Origin of the sequence: Streptomyces sp. NPDC058632 (genome assembly GCF_042717095.1) — a bacterium.
Lineage (GTDB): Bacteria > Actinomycetota > Actinomycetes > Streptomycetales > Streptomycetaceae > Streptomyces.
Map to the genome: position 1 here is coordinate 87,828 of NZ_JBHXQZ010000001.1, position 16,923 is coordinate 104,750.

Here is a 16,923-nt window from a genome sequence, read left to right on the forward strand (position 1 = left end):
TCACCCCGCCACCTTCACGGTCGTGGTCGCGCCCCACAGGGCGAGCGACAGGAAGAAGTCGGTGACGCTGATCAGCACGATGGCGTTGCGCACGGACCGGCCGACGGCGACGCCGACACCGGCGGGGCCGCCCGAGGCGTGGAAGCCGTGGTAGCAGTGGGCGAGGATCACCATCACGCTGAAGATCAGCACCTTCAGGACGGAGAGCAGGACGTCCGTCGGGGAGAGGAAGAGGTTGAAGTAGTGGTCGTAGGTGCCTCGGGACTGGCCGTTGAACAGGACCGTCACGTAGCGGGACGCCACGTAGGAGGAGAGCAGTCCGATCGCGTAGAGCGGGACGATGGCGACGACGCCGGCGATGATGCGCGTGGTGACCAGGTAGGGCATGGAGCGGATGCCCATGCCCTCGAGCGCGTCGACCTCCTCGTTGATGCGCATGGCGCCGAGCTGGGCGGTGAAGCCGGCGCCGACGGTCGCGGAGAGGGCGAGTCCGGCGACGAGCGGGGCGATCTCGCGGGTGTTGAAGTAGGCGGAGACGAATCCGGTGAACGCGGCCGTGCCGATCTGGTCGAGGGCCGCGTAGCCCTGGAGCCCGACGACGGTTCCGGTGAAGAGCGTCATCGCGATCATCACGCCGACGGTGCCGCCGATGACGCCGAGGCCCCCGGTGCCGAAGGCCACCTCGGCGAGGAGGCGCTGCACCTCCCTGAGGTAGCGGTGCAGGGTCCGCGGGATCCACAGCAGGGACCGGGTGTAGAAGAGCAGTTGGTCGCCGGTGCGGTCGAGCAGGGCGAGCGGGGAGGCCATCGCGCTCAGCCTCCCTTCGGCGGGACGATCTGGAGGTAGACGGCCGTCATCACCATGTTGACGAAGAAGAGCAGCAGGAAGGTGATGACGACGGACTGGTTGACGGCGTCGCCGACGCCCTTGGGGCCACCGCGCGGGTTGAGGCCCCGGTAGGCGGCGACGATGCCGGCGATGAACCCGAAGACCAGCGCCTTGAGTTCGCTGATGTACAGGTCGGACAGCTGGGCGAGGGCGGAGAAGCTGGACAGGTAGGCGCCGGGGGTACCGCTTTGCAGGACGACGTTGAAGAAGAAGCCGCCGAGGGTGCCGACGACGGAGACCAGGCCGTTGAGCAGGACCGCCACGCCCATGGTGGCCAGCACCCGGGGTACGACCAGGCGTTGCACGGGCGAGACGCCCATGACCTCCATGGCGTCGAGTTCCTCGCGGATCCTGCGGGAGCCGAGATCGGCGCAGATGGCGGAACCGCCGGCGCCGGCGATGAGCAGGGCGACGATGAGCGGGCTCGCCTGCTGGACGACGGCGAGGACGCTGGCGCCTCCGGTGAACGACTGGGCTCCCAGCTGCTGGGTCAGGGAGCCGACCTGGAGGGCGATGACGGCGCCGAAGGGGATCGAGACGAGAGCGGCGGGCAGGATGGTGACGCCCGCGACGAACCAGAACTGCTCGACGAACTCGCGGAACTGGAAGGGTCTCCGGAAGATGGCACGGCTCACTTCGACGGCGAGCGCGAAGAGCCGGCCGGTCTGCCGCAGCGCGCCGGTGATCATGCGCCGCTCCCGGTGGCGGGCATCGGCAGGGTGGGTGCCTGGGCGCTTCGGGCGTAGGTCTCCCGGATGGCGGACCGTGCGGCGGGCGGCAACCGGTCGAGCATGCCCATGACTCGTTCGCGCCGCCGGGCGACGGCCCGGCGCGGCGGGAGACCGGGCGACGGCTCCAGCTGCGGGACGATCCGCCGGGGCCGGGCCGCGTCGGCGACGGCGGTGCCCGCCTCGGCGGCGAGGGTGGCCGCGTCCTTCTCCTCGGACATCCCGATGGGGCCCTCGCGCCGGCCGCCGAGGAACTGGGCCACGACCGGCTCCTCGCTGGTGAGCAGCACCTCGCGCGGGCCGAAGGTGACCAGCTCGCGTCTGAAGAGCATCCCCATGTTGTCGGGCACGGTGGCGGCGATGTCGAGGTTGTGGGTGACGATCAGCATCGTCGCGTCGATCTGCGCGTTCAGGTCGATCAGCAGTTGGGAGAGGTAGGCGGTGCGGACCGGGTCGAGCCCGGAGTCCGGTTCGTCGCAGAGGACGATCTGCGGGTCCAGCACGAGCGCGCGGGCCAGGCCGGCCCTCTTGCGCATGCCGCCGCTGATCTCTCCCGGAAGCTTGCCCTCCGCGCCCAGCAGCCCGACGATCTCGATCCGCTCCATGACGATGCGGCGGATCTCGGACTCCTTCTTGCGGGTGTGCTCGCGCAGCGGAAAGGCAATGTTGTCGAAGAGGGACATCGACCCGAAGAGGGCTCCGTCCTGAAACATGAGACCGAAAAGTTTCCGGGTCTCGTAGATATCCCTTTCGGGACTGTTCACCATGTCCACCCCGTTGATGAGGACACGGCCCTCCTCGGGCTTGAGCAGCCCTATGAGCGACTTCAGGAAAACGGTCTTCCCGGTGCCGGACGGCCCCAGCATCACGCTCACCTCCCCGGCAGGGAGGGTGAGTGTCACGTCCCGCCAGATGCTCTGCTTACCGAAGGACTTGGTCAGGCCCTCGACCACCACTTCGATTCCCATATCACCTCCAGCGGACGCAGGTCGGATGTGCACTGCGGGCGCACATTAAGTCGGTGCGGAGCGTACTGACAACGGGCGCGGCGCCGGGCTCCCGTTCCCTTTCCGGAACTTGTCACCGCACAGACAACCCGCCGGCCGCCCTTGTCTCCGGGGAGACAAGGGCAGGGTCTCGCGGCTCCGGGGGCGCGAATCCGCGAGGCCCTGCCCACGGACGTCCGGGCCGGTGGGAGGGCGAGGCCGGAAAGCATCCGTCGTGGCCCCGGCCGACGGGGGCCACCGACCTGGAGCCGTGCACCACACCGGCACGTTACGGTCGAGTAACCTCGGCGGGCAATACCGTGATCCGAGTTTTCCGGGATGCCTGCTTCAGCCATCCGAAACCTGTCAGGGCGCAGATAAAACACGTCTCGGAAATTGTCACCGGGTGAGCAGATCGACTCAGCGGCGACCGGTGGACGGCGAGATCCCGCACCACCGGACGAAACGTCGACATTGACACTCGATGACTAAGACGACCCGTGGACCACTCACCCCGGAAACAGATAGTTCTACTTTCAAAAGAATCATGAACAGTGGCACTGTTCGGCTAAGTTTCCCGCAAGTAACGTCATTTCCCGCGGACGGGGAACACCGAGCCGCGGGCCGCACGGCCTTCCCTCGATCGCCCGGCCACGGCCCATCTCTGCCGGCCAATCCACAAGGAGTCCTGACGTCATGAAGAAGAACACGAGAAGGTTCGCAGTCGTGGCGGGTGCGGCCGCGGCCGCCTTCGGCCTCACCGTCGCGCCCGCCTCGGCGGTGCCCTCCACGGTGTGGACCGTCACCCCGGCGGGCAGTTACACGGCGACGAACAGCGGCAACATCGTGCTGACCGCCACCATCCCGATGACGTGCACGACCTCGAGTGCGTCGGGCAGCATGGCGAGCGCGACGGGCAACCCGGCGACGGTCGCCACCATCAACGCCATCAACTTCGGCACCGCCGCCTCGCCGTGCACCAGCGTCCTGGGCAACGTCACCACCGTGGCGGTCACCCCCTGGACCGTCGTCGCGCAGGACTACACCGCCGCGACCGGCGTCACCAAGGGCTACGTCGGCAACGTCAAGGCCAACGTGACCGCCGGTGCCTGCAAGTTCACGGTGACGGGCAAGGCCTCGGCCACCTACACCAACTCCACCGGTGTCCTGGCCGTCAGCAGCGTCGCCGGTGACCTGGCCGTCAGCTCCAGCCCCGCCCCCGTCAACTGCGGCTCCGTGGTCACGACCGCCACCAGGCCCATCTTCAAGGGCAACTACGTCATCAAGGCGTCGAACGGCTCCATCCCGAAGATCGTCGGCTCCAACCCGTAAGGAGCCACCCGCTCGCGTCCGCCCGGCCGGTGTTCCCGGCCGGGCGTTCGCGGGCTCCGTGCCGCGTTCCACCGACACCGGCCCCCTACCCGAGCGGAGTTGTATGAGAGGCCACCGAGCCGCCGTTCCACGGCCGCACCGTGTCCGCGCCAGGAGTGCGTCGATCGCCGCGTTCGTCGTGCTCGCCGCCCTGGTCCCGGCCGCGGCCACCGCCGCGGGCACCCAGGAGGTCGGCGTCGAACTCCCCTACGTCTGCGCGCTCCCCTCGGGAGAGCGGCCCGCGACGGTACGGATCTCGGCACACTTCCCGGGCCGGGCGAAGGCGGGCGAGGCGTTCTCACCCACCGACGTCACCACCACCGTGGAACTGCCCGCCGAGGCGGTCGCGGACCTCACCGCGTCCAAGGCCGCCACCGCGCGGGCCGCGACCCGCCTCGGTGTCGGCGTCACCCAGGGCGAAGCGGCGGCGGAGGCGACCTGGCGCGGGACGGCGGAGCCGGTCCCCCTCCCCGAGTCCGGGCCGCTGACACTGACCACGACGGGCGACGTCCCCTCGGTGACCGGCCGGAGCGACGGCGACCTGACGTTCCGGGCCGGCGGCCTCGCCGTCGACCTGGCGCTCGGTGCCGCGGACGGCACCGCCACCGAACCCGGTTCGCTGACCGTCGACTGCTCCCTCGCCGGGGACGCGCCGGAAGAGGGGCTGCTGACCACCGTGCCGGTCGGACCGCGGACGGCGGATCCGGACGGCACGCCGACCCCGTCGGGTCCCTCTCCCGGATCCTCCGGTGCGTCCTTCGGGCCGCAGGACGCACCGGAGGACCGGCAGGACCGGCAGGGGGACCGCGCGCCGGAGGTGGCAGAGGGCACGCCCGGCGGTACCGCCGCGGGCCCCGGCGCACCCCCGTGCCTCTACGACGACGGGCACCCGTCCACGTCGGCGTCGCTGAACGCCTATGTCACCGGCTACACGAACGTGGAAAAGCTGAGAGGGGCCTCGCTCATCCCCCTGTCCTGCGTGCTGATCGAGCAGGGCCCCACGGACATCGAGTTCTTCCCGGACTTCAGCGGGGGCCACCTGACCCAGCACTCGGAGGGAACGCTCCGCCACCGGGGACGCCCGCGGACTCCACCGTTCCAGGCCACCTTCCTGACCTTCGGCTTCACTCCGACAAAGGCCACCATGGTGCTGGAACAGACGGGCCCCATGACCATGGACGCCAGCGGCGAGACCTCGTTCATCACTCTGTTCACCAGCCTGGAAACCCGTGTGCGGGTCCCGCTGGTCCTGCGGGTGACCGCTCTCGAGGTCAACGGGACCCCCCTGGAGGTCGGGCCCGACTGCAGGACGGAAAGGCCCCTCCGCTCCCCCGAGCCCGACCCCTCGGCGTATCCCGGCGACCATCTGGTGCTGTCCGGGAGCAGCACCCACCAGCCTCCCGACCAGCCCACCGGCTACCTGCTCAGTTCCGGCGGCCCGCTGACCGGCGAGGTGACCATCCCGGCCTTCACCGGCTGCGGCACCGGCGGCGAGAACCTCGACCGCCTCCTCACCGCCTCCGTCTCCGGCCCCGGCAACTACGTCAAGCAGATCCAGGGCCAGACGTGCGCGGTACAGGTGTTCAACCCCCTCGAGTGCACCGAGGACCTGCAACCCCTCAAGATCCCCGTCCCCGAGCGCTGATCCGTACCGTCCGCGCTCCCTCCCACGGAAGGTCATCACCATGCCCCTGCTCTCCACCCGCACCAGGCTCGCGACCGTCTCCGCGCTGACCGCGCTCGGCGCCTTCGCCTCCATGGGCACCGCCACCGCCGCCGACCCCGCGCTGAACGGCGAGTGGGCGCCCTTCACCCGCTGCCCCGTCGACGCGGGGGCGATGCTGGCCGCCGACGGCCTCGAGAAGACCCCGCAGTGCGTGGTCTCCACCTCCGCCGGCGGCTCCATCAAGCTGGGCAAGACCACCGTGGTCTCGGGGAGGACCAACCTCCAGATCGGCGTCGTGCAGAACGCGGACGGCACGAGCAGCGTCGTCGCCCCGCCCTCCGGCGCGCTCGTCGCCGACCCCGCCACCGTCCCCGGCGGCCTGCTCGGCCTGATGTGCCCGAGCGATGTTCCGGTGATCACGGCCATCTGCAGGACGCTCGACGACTCCAGCCTCAACAGGATCACCGCCACCATGGAGTCCGTCGGCGCGCCCTACGCCTTCGACCAGACCGCGGGCATCCTCACGGACATGCCGATCGTCGCCCTCCCGGTCCGCGTCCACCTGGAGAACCCTCTCCTGGGCAGCAAGTGCTACATCGGAACGGCCTCGAACCCCATCGTGCTGCGCCCTAGGAACCTCGACTACCCCGAGTTCGGGATGAGCTTCTTCAAGGGCGACGGCGCCCCCGACGAGGCCGGTGAGATGAGCCGGATCAACCTCACCGGTGCCACCCAGAACGACAGCACCTTCGCGGTGCCCGCGGCCACCGGCTGCGGTCTGAACATCGGCCTGATCAACGCCGCGGTCAACGCGAAGACCGGGCTGCCCTCCGCCGCCGGGAACAACAGCGTCACCCTCGACAACACCCAGACGCACCTCACCGGACTCAACGCGCCCGGCACCGTCGCCCCCGACGCCGGCAGGGTACTCGCGGAGAACTGGCACTCCGCCGTCAAGTAACAGCCACGGAGCGGTGGTTCCCGGCCGTCCCGCTGGCCGGCCGGTGCACCCGTACGTCACTTCTGCTCAAAGCGTGTACAAGGCAACCGAGTTGATTTAGCTTCAGCGTGCCAGAACGGCGTGACCCCAAGGACCCGGCCGGACGTCATCCGCCCTCCGGCGGAGCGGCGTCCGGCCGGCCACCCCGCCGGACACCTCTGAGAGCAAAGGGTGACTCATGCCCGCGATCACACGGTCACCGGAGGCCGGGGAACCGCTCGGCCCCCTCCCCAGGCAGTTCGCGGCCTTCATCCGGCCGGAACTGCCGGGACTGCTGAACGAGATACGGATGGAGGTCGCCCGCGCCTACCCGGTGTACGGCCGGCTGTTCAACGGCCCCGACGGGGACGCGATCCGCCAGGGCGTGGAGCATACGCTGACCGCCTTCGTGGACCGGGTGGCCGACCCCGGCCAGAGCTCGGGACCACGGGACGAACTGCTGCGCCGGTTCGGCCGGGTGGAGGCCTACGAGGGCCGCGACCTGGAGACCCTGCAGAGCGCCTACCGGCTCGGCGCCCGCATCGCGCTGCGCCGGGCCAAGACGATGGGGCGCCAGTACAACCTCTCCCCCGCTCTCGTCCTCACCTTCGCGGACGCCCTCTTCGCGTACGTCGAGGAGCTGGAGGCGATCACCCGCGAGGGGTACGTGGAGGTGCGGGAGCGGACCGCGTCCGAGGTGTCGGCGTTACGAAGACAGCTGTTGCACCTGCTGCTGGCCGCGCCGCCGCTGCCCCGGACGACCGTCTCCGAACTGTGCGAGGCCGCCGCCTGGGAACTGCCCCGGGAGTGCACCCTCGTCGCCCTCCGTCCTCCGGTGCCCCACCACATCCAGGCGGGTCTCGACGACGACGTCCTCGCCGACCTCGACATCCCGCAGCCGTGCCTGCTCGTCCCCGGAGGCCTTACCCCGGGGCGCCTCACCATGCTCGGCACGGCCCTGGCCGGCGCCCGCGCCGCGGTGGGCCTGACCGTACCTCTCGCGCAGAGCGCCGACTCCGTCCGCTGGGCCCGCCGTGTGCTCCAGCTCGTCGACGACGGTGTCGTGCCCGACACTCCGCTGATCCACTGCGCGGACCATCTGACGACCCTGTGGCTGTTGTCCGATCCCGCCCTCGTCGACCACCTCGCGGCCCGCGAACTGGCCCCCCTCGGCGGACTGTCCCCCAGCCGGCGCGAACGGCTCGTCGAGACCCTCCGGGTCCACGTCTCCACCCGGGCACCCGCCGAGCAGGTGGGCGAGATACTGGGCGTCCACGCCCAGACCGTCCGCTACCGTCTTCGGAGCCTGGACGGCTACCTGGGTGACAACCTCAGCGACCCCGACCACCGCTTCGCCCTCGAAGCGGCCCTGCGCGCCCTCCACCTGCGCGGCCTCGACAGCCAGGAGTGACTCCCCGCAGCCGGCCCTCTCCCCCGCGGCCCGGGCCGGCCCGCCCACGCACCGTGCGGTGGCGCGACGGGACGTCTCCTCCGGGGAATGCCGACGGCGCAGACCGGTGTGCGGCCCGTGCGGCCGGGGGCCGGACGCACGGGCCGCGTGCCTGTCACCCCGTCAGGAGCCGGGGCACTCCTTCCAGGCCATGTGGTAGGTCGTGCTGATGTCTCCGTCGGTGGAGTCCATCGTCATGAAGCTGACCTTGTCGGGGGACGAGGTGCCGGCGCTGACGCGCAGCTCGGTGTTGATGTTGAAGTTGCGCTGGACGCCGCAGGGGGCGTAGACGAGCTGGGCCCAGTCGGTGGTGTCCGTGGCCTGCCAGTTGTCGTCGTAGGGGCCGGCGAACGGGTGGCTGCGGTACTCCGTGTTCGGGGAGCCCTGGAAGTAGTACGAGGCTCGCTGTGTGCCGCTCGCGCCGGGCTGGAGGGCGGCGAAGCCGCGGTAGTCGGCGCCGGCGACGGCGTAGGTGAAGCCCTGGGGGACGTGGACGATGAGGCTGAGCTGGCAGTTCTTGCGGAAGGCCGTGGGGTCGGAGGTGCCGCCCGCCTGGGCGAGGTAGTCGCTGTACGTCACTGTGAACGCGGTGTTGTCCTCGGAGACGGCGACCGCGGTGGTGCCCTGGGGACAGCCGGAGCCGTTCACCGTGGCGACCTTGATGACGATCTTGTCCGGGGGCGGGTCCACGAACCCGGTCGACGGGTCGTGCGCGGGGATCGCGGCGGTGAGCAGCGCGGCCACCGCGGTGCTGAGAAGCAGGCCACCAGCCATGGTTCTCCCTCTTCGTTCAGTGGGGGGTGAATGGGACGCGATGACGAGAAAGTCATGCACCTGACAAATTGCGAGTGGACTCCCGGCCTCCGTGAAGGAGGCGGGGAGATGACGTGAAGACCGGGAGCGCTCGCATCGTAGGCGGCGCGACGGAGGGCGGACAGGAGGAACTCCGGCCATTCGGCCCCACCGCGCCGCCCGGGCGTTCACAGGGAACGGGCGAGGGGAACAGCCCTCGCGCGCGTCACTCGTACCGGGTGAAACGGACGTACCGGGAACCTGGCGTGAACACAGTGGTGCCCCGGCATAGACAATGGCCCACCAGGACCACCCGTCCCCCCGGGGGGCCAGGACCACTCGACGGCACCACCCGCGGCCCTATGCGGCCGCACCAGCGGCACAACAGGAGGCGGCTCCCTTGGAGCTCAGCAGGCGTACCTTCACCGCGCTGGCCGGCACGGCGGCGCTCGGCCTCGCGCTGGCCGGCAGCAGAGCGGCAACCGGCTCGAACGGGACGCGTGCCGTGCCGACGGGGCCGCCGCCCGCCCCGCCGCGCGCGGACGGCGAACGGCACGAGGTCGGCTTCGACCGGTACTCGCTCCTCGTCGACGGCCGGCGGCTGGTGCTCTGGTCGGGCGAGATGCACCCCTTCCGGCTGCCGAGCCCGTCCCTGTGGCGGGACGTGCTGCAGAAGCTGCGCGCCCACGGCCACAACGCGGTCGGTGTCCCCGTCCCCTGGAACCTCCACTCCCCCGCGCCCGGCACGCACGACTTCACCGGCGTCCGCGACCTCGACCTGTTCCTCACCATGGCCGCCGAGGAGCGGCTGTACGTCGTCCTGCGCCCGGGGCCGTACCTCGGGACCGCCGATCTCGACGCCGGGGGCTTCCCCGGATGGCTGACGGTCGCCGAGGGCGCGGCCCGGGCCGCCGACCCCGCCTGTCTGCGGCATGTGGACGCCTGGCTGGGGGCCGTGAACGCCATCGCCGTCCGGCATCTGTTCACCGGGGGCGGCGGCACCGTGCTCCTGTACCAGCTCGAGGACCGGTACGAGGGACAGCGCGACGACGCGGGCGCCTACATGTCCCACCTCTACAAGAAGGTGCGCGCCGACGGGATCGACGTACCGCTGTTCCACAACGACGGCGGCGCGGACGGGCCGTGGGCGCCCGGGCCCTTCCCCACCGGCACGAAGAAGGGCGAGGCGAACTGGCTGTACGGGTTCGAGTTCTCGCCCGTGCCCGGTGAGGTGCCGGCCGATCTCGGGTACTTCGGCAGGCGCGGGGCGGGGGCCGGGGCGAGCGCGCGCACGCCCGGGTTCGTCGCCGGGGCCGTCGTCGGCGCGTCCGATCCCTGGGGCGGGGTCACCTCCGGCGGCAAGGGGTACACAGAGGTGCGCGCGGCATGGGGCCCGGCGCACGAACGGAGCAGTCTCCTCACCAGTCTCGCCAACGGGATCACCCTGCACAACGCGCGCATGGCGGTGGGCGGGACCTCGTGGGGGTGGCTGGCCTCGCCGGACGTCTACACCTCGTACGACTACGGGGCCCCGATCGACCAGGCCCGCCGGCCCACCGTCAAGCTGGGCCCGCTCCACCAGCTCGGGCATCTGCTGCGGACCGTGCCGGACCTCGCCCGCCTCGAACCGGCGTCCGCGGTGCGGCCGCAGGACGACCGGCTGAAGGTCTACCACCTGGCCAACCCCGACACCGACGCCCAGGTGTACGTCCTGCGCAACGACTCCGCCGAGGAGGTCAGGTCGGCGCTGCCGGGCACCGACGTCGACGTGCCGGTCACGGTCGGCGCGCGGGACGCCAAGCTGCTCGCCACCGGGCTCGGACTGGGGCGGCGGAAGCTGGCGTTCTCCACCGCGCAGCCCCTGTTCGGTGTGACCGTCGGGCGGCAGGACATCGCCGCGTTCGTGGGCCGGACCGGTGAGACGGCGCACGTCGCCCTCGACTGCGACGTCCAGCCGCTCACCAACCGGCTGGACGTCGAGCCCGCCTGGTCCTACGACCGGGGCAGGCTGAACGTGGTCACGCCGCTCGGCGTGGGCGGACTGAGCCGGGTCCTGATCGAGGGCGGCGACTCCGAGACGCCGATGCTGCTGCTGTTCGCCGACGACGCGACCGCCCAGCGGCTGTGGCCCTACGAGACCCCGTCCGGCCCGCTGCTGGTCTACGGTCCGCCGCTGCTGCGGTCGGCCACGCTGCGCGGCTCCACCGTCCATCTCACCGGCGACATCACGGGCGAGACCGGCCTGGAGGTGTGGGCGCCGCGCGGGATCACCGCCGTGACCTGGAACGGGCAGCCGGTGCGCACCACGGTCGGCAGGGCCGGGGCCCTGACGATGGAAGGGCTGATGCCGGCCACACCCGCGCCGTCCCTGCCCGCCCTCACCGGCTGGCGGCGGCGGACGGAGAACCCGGAGTCCGAGCCGGACTTCGACGACGCGGGGTGGACCGCCGCCGACCGCACCGCCTCCGCCGGCACCACGCCCGTGCCCGAGGGGCAGCCCGTGCTGTTCGCGGACGACTACGGCTTCCACTACGGCGACGTCTGGTACCGGGGGCGCTTCGAGGACGCGCGCGACGCCGAGTCGGTGTCCCTGTCCTACAGCACCGGTACGCAGGGGCTGTTGATGGCCTGGCTGGACGGACGGCCGCTGGGTACGCACCGGATGCCGGTGCCGGACGAGGACACGGCGGGCCGGGGCACCTGGACCGCGACCGCGGCCTTCCCCGTGCCCGGGAAGCTGCGCGGGCGCGGTGAGCACGTCCTGTCCGTGCTCGTACGGCGGATGCAGCAGGAGGGGGACGGCACGGCAGGCGCGGGGGCGCCGGGGCCGGGCTCGCGCGGCACGCGCAGGCCGGCCCGCGGGCTGACCGGGGTCGGCTTCGGGGGAGCTTCCCCGAAGGTGAGGTGGCGGATCCAGGGGGCCGGGGCACCGGACCGGGTGCGCGGGGCGCTGAACAACGGCGGGCTGTACGGGGAGCGCGAGGGCTGGCATCTGCCGGGGTACGGCGAGGAGGGGGACCGGGACGCCTGGGAGGCCGTGGACCGGCCGCGCGAGGACCGGCGGCGGCAGGGGGTCACCTGGTACCGGACGGAGTTCCGGCTGGATGTCGACCCGGATGTGGACGCGTCGGTCGGGCTCGTTCTCGAGGACGACCCGGAGCGCGCCTACCGCGTCCAGATCTTCCTCAACGGCTGGAACATGGGCCAGTACATCAACGACGTGGGCCCGCAGCACACCTTCATGCTGCCGAACGGGATTCTCCGCACACGGGGGGCCAACACACTGGCCCTGGCCGTACTGTCCGACGGGACCACACCCTCGGGGCCGGGCCAGGCGCGGCTGACCCTGGTGGGCGCGGCGCGCGGCGGGGTGCCGGTGGAGGCGGTGGAGTCACCCGGACCCTGACTCCACCGCCTCCCCGGCCCTTTCCGCGCCCGGCCGCTCACGCCAGCCGGATCACGTTCCACGACAGCGGTTCCAGTACGGCGCCGAGCCCGCCGTCGGCCAGGGTCGTGCCCTCGACCGGGTGCGGGGTGACCCGCTCCGGTTCGGCGAGGGTGTTGCGGGCGTCGGGGTCGGCGTCCGCGAGGGCGGTGTGCCCGACGACCGAGGTGAGGCCGAGGCCGCCGAGGGCGATCTCCAGCGGCAGCGCCTCGGTGCGGCTCCGGTTGACGGCGAAGACGGTGACCGTGCCGTCGTCGGCGCGTACGGCGGTGGCGTGCAGCAGGTCGGTCGTGCCGTACTTGGCGGTCTCGTACGTCGGTGAGTCCACGCGGACGTCGAGGACCTCGCCGCGCCCGTGCCGGGAGGCCTGCGCGAACGGGAAGAAGGTCGTCTGCCGCCAGGCGGGGCCGCCCGGCTCGGTCAGGATCGGGGCGATGACGTTGACGAGCTGGGCGAGGCAGGCGACCTTGACCCGGTCGGCGTGCCGGAGCAGTGCGATGAGGAGCGAGCCGAACACGACGGCGTCGGTGACGCTGTAGTTGTCCTCGAGGAGGCGCGGCGCCTCGGGCCAGTCGTCCTGCGCGAAGGTCGTCGCCTGCTCCTGCCAGCGGGACATGTACCAGACGTTCCACTCGTCGAAGGAGAGGTTGATCCTCTTCGTGGACTTGAGCTTCGCGCCGACGTGGTCGCAGGTGGCGACGACGTTCTCGATGAAGGACTCCATGTCGACGGCGGAGGCGAGGAAGGAGTCGAGGTCGCCGTCGTGCGGCTCGTAGTAGGCGTGCAGGGAGATGTGGTCGACCAGGTCGTACGTCTCGGTGAGGACCGTCGACTCCCAGGCGGCGAAGGTGGGCATGGCCTGGCTCGAGGAGCCGCAGGCGACCAGTTCGACGCCGGGGTCCTGCTGGCGCATCGCGCGGGCGGTCTCGGCGGCGAGACGGCCGTACTCCTCGGCGGTCTTGTGGCCGGTCTGCCAGGGGCCGTCCATCTCGTTGCCGAGGCACCACAGGCGGATGCCGAAGGGGTCCTTGTCGCCGTGCGCGACGCGCAGGTCGGACAGGGCGGTGCCGGCGGGGTGGTTGGCGTACTCCTGGAGTTCGAGCGCCTCGGTGACGCCGCGGGTGCCGAGGTTGACGGCCATCATGGGCTCGGCCTGCGGGCCGATCTTCCGCAGGAAGGAGATGTACTCGGACAGGCCGAAGCGGTTGGTCTCGGTGGAGTGCCAGGCCAGGTCGAGGCGGCGCGGGCGGTCCTCGGCGGGGCCGACGGAGTCCTCCCACCTGTAGCCGGAGACGAAGTTGCCGCCGGGATAGCGGATCGCGGTGACGCCGAGTTCCCGGACCAGGTCCAGGACGTCGGTGCGCAGGCCGTCGGCGTCGGCGGTGGGGTGGCCGGGTTCGTGGATGCCGGTGTAGACACAGCGGCCGAGGTGTTCGACGAAGGAGCCGAAGAGACGGGGGTCGACCGGGCCGACGGTGAAGGCGGGGTCGAGGGTGAAGCGGGCGGTACGCATGTGGTCCTTTCAGGGGTTCGCGGGTGTCCACGAGGCCGGTAGGGGTGCCGGTGCGGCGGCGGGCGTCACTGGCCGGCCAGGCCCGTGTGGGCGATGCCCGCCACGATCTGGCGCTGGAAGAAGACGAAGACGACGATCAGCGGCAGGCCCGCCAGAAGGCCGCCGGCCATCAGCTGGGCCCACTGGATGCCGTAGGAGTTCATGACGGTCGCGATGCCGTTCGGCATGGTCATCAGGTCGGGGTTGTTGGTCACCGTGTACGGCCACAGGAAGTTGTTCCACGAGCTGATGAAGGTGAAGATGCCGACCGCCGCGAGCGAGGGGCGCGACAGCGGCAGGATGATCGTGAAGAAGACGCGCCAGCGGCCGGCCCCGTCGATGAAGGCGGCCTCCTCCAGTTCGCGCGGGACGCCCCGGAAGAACGTGTAGAGGATGTAGACCATCGCGGCGGGCGCGCACTGCGGCAGGATCATGCCCCAGTACGTGTCGACCATGCCCATCTGCTGGACGGTGGTGAACAGCGGTACGCCGAGGACGGCGGGCGAGACCATCAGACCGGCCATGACCAGGCCCAGCAGGGCGTTCTTGCCGCGGAACTCCGTGCGGGCGAAGCCGTATCCGGCGAGCGCGCTCACGCTCAGCACCACGGCCGTCACGCACACCGAGACCACCAGCGAGTTCACGAGCCAGTCGGTGATGTCGCCGGATTCGAAGACCGCCGACCAGGCCTGGCCGGTCCACTCCTCGGGCAGCCAGTGCGGCGGCACCTCGACGGCCTCGGTCTCCGACTTGAGCGAGGTGGACAGCGCCCAGGCGAGCGGCGCGAGGAACACCGCCGAGACGGCCGCGCCGAGGAGGGTGAGCACGATCTGGCCGGGCGTCCAGGGCTTGCGGGGCCTGACGCGTATCTGTGCGGCGGTGCTCATCGGCCGCCCTCCTCACGGTTGCGCAGCAGCCACATCCGCGCGAGGGCGACGGCCGCGATCATCACGAAGAAGATGATGGAGATGGCGGAGGCGTAGCCGACGCGGTAGCCGGTGAAGCCCTCTTCGAGGGTGTACTGCACGAACGTCCTGGTGGAGCCCTCGGGGCCGGGCAGGAAGTCCATCATCACCACGGCCTGGTCGAAGACCTGCAGCGAGGCGAGGATCTGGAGGGCGATGACGAGGCCGGTGATGTGCCGCATCATCGGCAGGGTGATGTGGACCGTGCGGTGCCACGCGTTCGCGCCGTCCAGCCTGGCGGCCTCGTAGAGGTGCGCGGGGATGCCCTGGAGGGCGGCGAGGTAGAGCAGGAAGCTGAAGCCGACCGTCCACCACAGCGTGCAGATGACGACGGCGAGCATCGCGTAGGACTTGTCGGTCAGCCACGCCGTGTCGATGCCGAAGACGTGGTTGACCATTCCGGTGCCGGGGTTGAACAGCCACTGCCACAGGTTGGCGGCGACGGTGGACGGCAGCAGGAACGGGGCGAAGAAGCACAGCCGCCACAGCCAGGTGCCGCGCTCCATGTGGTGGGCGAGCATCGCGAGGAGGAAGGCGAGGACCGTGATGCACGGCACGACCAGCAGCGTGAAGTACGCGCTGTGGCCGAGCGATTCCCACACCAGCGGGTCGTCCAGGGCCTCGCGGTAGTTGTCGAGGCCGACGAAGTTCGCGCCGTCGCCGGAGATGTTGGCGTCCGTGAAGCTGAGCCGGAGGCCGCGCAGCAGCGGCCAGATCACGAACAGCGCGAACAGCACGAGGAACGGGGCGATGAACCAGGCGCCGTGCTGGAAGCCCTGCTTGCGGCGGACGGTGGCTCTCCGGGCGGCGGCCCTCGTGCGGGCCGGGCCGAGGACGGTCTCTGCGCTGGTCGCCGTCATGCGGCCGCACCTCCCTGCGCGGCGGTCCTGCCGTCCATGGGGTTCTTGGCGGCGAGGAGTCGGGCGAGCGTGCTCCTCATCCGGCGGGCCGCGGCGTCCGGCTCGACGGAGCCCGTCGTGGAGGAGACCACGACGGGGCCGACGCGCTGGGCGAGGATGCCGGTGGAGCCGGCGAACCACACCTTCGGCTCGGTGGCCTGGTGGTCCATGGCCGAGACGTACTCGCTCTGCGGGTTCAGCTTCCGGTACGCGGCCGAGGACAGGGTCGGCGTGTGGGCGGGGATGTGCCGGCGCAGGAACTCCAGGACCTGGGTGGCCTTGTCGGTGTCGAAGGTGACCTCGGTGTTGGTGTCGTCGAACCAGGTGCCGCCGAGCTGGGTGTAGAAGGCGACGAAGAACCACCACTGGAAGTTCTGGTCGCTGTGCCACAGGCCGATGGTCTGCAGCCCTTTCCCGGTGGCCTGCTTGGCCTCCTTCAGCACGGCGAACCACTCGTCGGTCGACGTCGGCGTCACCATCCGCCCGCCGGCGTCGAGCAGGCCCGCCTTCTTCAGCACGTCCTTGCGGTAGAAGCAGAGCTGGACGTGGATGTCGAGGGGGAGGGCGTAGAGCCTGCCGTCGACGACGGCGCGCTTCCACAGCTCGGGGTTGAAGTCCGCTTCCCTCACGCCGTACTCGGCGAGCAGGCCGACGTCCCAGGGGTCCAGGAGACGGCCCGGCGAGAAGCCGGGGACACGGCCCAGGTGCATGACGCCGAGGTCCGGCGCCCTGCTGCCCGCCGCGGCCATGGCGAGCTTGGTGTAGAAGGGGCTGCCCCACTGGAGGGTGGAGTCCTTCACGTCGATGCCGGGGTTGTCCTTACGGAAGGAGTCCAGCATCGCGATCATGTTGTAGCCGTCGCCGCCGCTGAAGAGGTTCCAGTACCGCACCCGCGTACCGGCGTCGGAGGCCAGGGCGTCCGCGCCGGTGCCGAGGGCCGCGAAGCCGAAGCTGCCCGCGACCGTCAGGCCGCCCGCCGCGGCCAGGAAGTGCCTGCGATTCAGGCCAGGTCGTCCCATGCCCTGCCCCATCTGTCGAGGTGTCATGTCGAAGAGGTGCACTCGTTCGGGATTTCGAATATCGCCCGTAACTTCGAACGGACCGTAAGGGGCGGGCGCGGGCGCGTCAATGCTTCGGACAAGATCTCGGGGCCTGTCCGAAGGGACACCTGTTCGCATGACGTGGACCCTCACGGCGCGTAG

At 70.9% G+C, this 16,923-nt stretch carries 13 protein-coding genes; 5 read left to right on the top strand and 8 right to left on the bottom strand.

Annotation, left to right across the window (positions count from 1 at the left end; all coding sequences use genetic code 11):
- Genes ACFWVE_RS00440 through ACFWVE_RS00450 form a run of 3 tightly spaced genes read right to left on the bottom strand, consistent with a single transcriptional unit; the run spans position 1 to position 2,584 of the window.
- On the bottom strand, positions 1-807 hold the full coding sequence (locus ACFWVE_RS00440) for an MlaE family ABC transporter permease (protein WP_384006640.1): 807 nt from the start codon (positions 805-807) through the stop codon (positions 1-3).
- Positions 808-812: 5 nt separating this feature from the next.
- On the bottom strand, positions 813-1,577 hold the full coding sequence (locus ACFWVE_RS00445; protein ID WP_384006643.1) for an MlaE family ABC transporter permease: 765 nt from the start codon (positions 1,575-1,577) through the stop codon (positions 813-815).
- Positions 1,574-2,584 carry an ABC transporter ATP-binding protein gene (locus ACFWVE_RS00450; RefSeq protein WP_384006646.1) on the bottom strand — a complete coding sequence of 337 codons (1,011 nt, stop codon included), beginning with the start codon at positions 2,582-2,584 and terminating at the stop codon, positions 1,574-1,576. Before ACFWVE_RS00450 ends, ACFWVE_RS00445 begins: the two co-directional genes overlap by 4 nt.
- 714 nt (positions 2,585-3,298) lie before the next feature.
- Here ACFWVE_RS00450 and ACFWVE_RS00455 point away from each other — a divergent pair.
- The 4 genes from ACFWVE_RS00455 (at position 3,299) to ACFWVE_RS00470 (ending at position 8,029) form a co-directional block, all read left to right on the top strand.
- Positions 3,299-3,934 (top strand): hypothetical protein, encoded by a 636-nt coding sequence (locus ACFWVE_RS00455; protein WP_384006649.1) that lies wholly within the window; start codon positions 3,299-3,301, stop codon positions 3,932-3,934.
- 103 nt (positions 3,935-4,037) lie between these two features.
- Positions 4,038-5,618, top strand: coding sequence for a DUF6801 domain-containing protein (locus ACFWVE_RS00460; RefSeq protein ID WP_384006651.1), 1,581 nt, complete (start codon positions 4,038-4,040; stop codon positions 5,616-5,618).
- A gap of 40 nt (positions 5,619-5,658) precedes the next feature.
- Complete coding sequence (locus ACFWVE_RS00465) at positions 5,659-6,600, top strand: hypothetical protein (protein WP_384006654.1); 942 nt, start codon at positions 5,659-5,661, stop codon at positions 6,598-6,600.
- A gap of 217 nt (positions 6,601-6,817) precedes the next feature.
- Positions 6,818-8,029 carry a helix-turn-helix domain-containing protein gene (locus ACFWVE_RS00470; RefSeq protein WP_384006657.1) on the top strand — a complete coding sequence of 404 codons (1,212 nt, stop codon included), beginning with the start codon at positions 6,818-6,820 and terminating at the stop codon, positions 8,027-8,029.
- Between the two features lie 162 nt (positions 8,030-8,191).
- Here the strand turns inward: ACFWVE_RS00470 and ACFWVE_RS00475 are convergent, their stop codons facing one another.
- Entirely contained in the window at positions 8,192-8,842 is a 651-nt protein-coding gene (locus tag ACFWVE_RS00475; RefSeq protein WP_384006660.1) for a DUF4360 domain-containing protein, read from the bottom strand.
- 418 nt (positions 8,843-9,260) lie between these two features.
- On the opposite strand from ACFWVE_RS00475, the gene ACFWVE_RS00480 reads away from it, so the two are divergent.
- Positions 9,261-12,266 carry a beta-galactosidase gene (locus ACFWVE_RS00480; protein WP_384006663.1) on the top strand — a complete coding sequence of 1,002 codons (3,006 nt, stop codon included), beginning with the start codon at positions 9,261-9,263 and terminating at the stop codon, positions 12,264-12,266.
- Positions 12,267-12,303: 37 nt separating this feature from the next.
- Here the strand turns inward: ACFWVE_RS00480 and ACFWVE_RS00485 are convergent, their stop codons facing one another.
- The 4 genes from ACFWVE_RS00485 to ACFWVE_RS00500 form a co-directional block, all read right to left on the bottom strand.
- Positions 12,304-13,818, bottom strand: a complete 1,515-nt coding sequence (locus ACFWVE_RS00485) for an alpha-N-arabinofuranosidase (protein ID WP_384006666.1) — start codon at positions 13,816-13,818, stop codon at positions 12,304-12,306.
- A 65-nt stretch (positions 13,819-13,883) separates the two neighbouring features.
- Positions 13,884-14,744 carry a carbohydrate ABC transporter permease gene (locus ACFWVE_RS00490; protein WP_384006669.1) on the bottom strand — a complete coding sequence of 287 codons (861 nt, stop codon included), beginning with the start codon at positions 14,742-14,744 and terminating at the stop codon, positions 13,884-13,886.
- Positions 14,741-15,682 carry a carbohydrate ABC transporter permease gene (locus ACFWVE_RS00495; RefSeq protein ID WP_384006672.1) on the bottom strand — a complete coding sequence of 314 codons (942 nt, stop codon included), beginning with the start codon at positions 15,680-15,682 and terminating at the stop codon, positions 14,741-14,743. Before ACFWVE_RS00495 ends, ACFWVE_RS00490 begins: the two co-directional genes overlap by 4 nt.
- Positions 15,679-16,740 (bottom strand): ABC transporter substrate-binding protein, encoded by a 1,062-nt coding sequence (locus ACFWVE_RS00500; RefSeq protein WP_384006675.1) that lies wholly within the window; start codon positions 16,738-16,740, stop codon positions 15,679-15,681. Before ACFWVE_RS00500 ends, ACFWVE_RS00495 begins: the two co-directional genes overlap by 4 nt.
- Positions 16,741-16,923 lie beyond the last annotated feature (183 nt).

Coding starts and splice junctions, on each gene's coding strand:
- ACFWVE_RS00440 (WP_384006640.1), bottom strand. CDS start 807: ATGGCCTCCCCGCTCGCCCTGCTCGACCGCACCGGCGACCAACTGCTC.
- ACFWVE_RS00445 (WP_384006643.1), bottom strand. CDS start 1,577: ATGATCACCGGCGCGCTGCGGCAGACCGGCCGGCTCTTCGCGCTCGCC.
- ACFWVE_RS00450 (WP_384006646.1), bottom strand. CDS start 2,584: ATGGGAATCGAAGTGGTGGTCGAGGGCCTGACCAAGTCCTTCGGTAAG.
- ACFWVE_RS00455 (WP_384006649.1), top strand. CDS start 3,299: ATGAAGAAGAACACGAGAAGGTTCGCAGTCGTGGCGGGTGCGGCCGCG.
- ACFWVE_RS00460 (WP_384006651.1), top strand. CDS start 4,038: ATGAGAGGCCACCGAGCCGCCGTTCCACGGCCGCACCGTGTCCGCGCC.
- ACFWVE_RS00465 (WP_384006654.1), top strand. CDS start 5,659: ATGCCCCTGCTCTCCACCCGCACCAGGCTCGCGACCGTCTCCGCGCTG.
- ACFWVE_RS00470 (WP_384006657.1), top strand. CDS start 6,818: ATGCCCGCGATCACACGGTCACCGGAGGCCGGGGAACCGCTCGGCCCC.
- ACFWVE_RS00475 (WP_384006660.1), bottom strand. CDS start 8,842: ATGGCTGGTGGCCTGCTTCTCAGCACCGCGGTGGCCGCGCTGCTCACC.
- ACFWVE_RS00485 (WP_384006666.1), bottom strand. CDS start 13,818: ATGCGTACCGCCCGCTTCACCCTCGACCCCGCCTTCACCGTCGGCCCG.
- ACFWVE_RS00490 (WP_384006669.1), bottom strand. CDS start 14,744: ATGAGCACCGCCGCACAGATACGCGTCAGGCCCCGCAAGCCCTGGACG.
- ACFWVE_RS00495 (WP_384006672.1), bottom strand. CDS start 15,682: ATGACGGCGACCAGCGCAGAGACCGTCCTCGGCCCGGCCCGCACGAGG.
- ACFWVE_RS00500 (WP_384006675.1), bottom strand. CDS start 16,740: ATGGGACGACCTGGCCTGAATCGCAGGCACTTCCTGGCCGCGGCGGGC.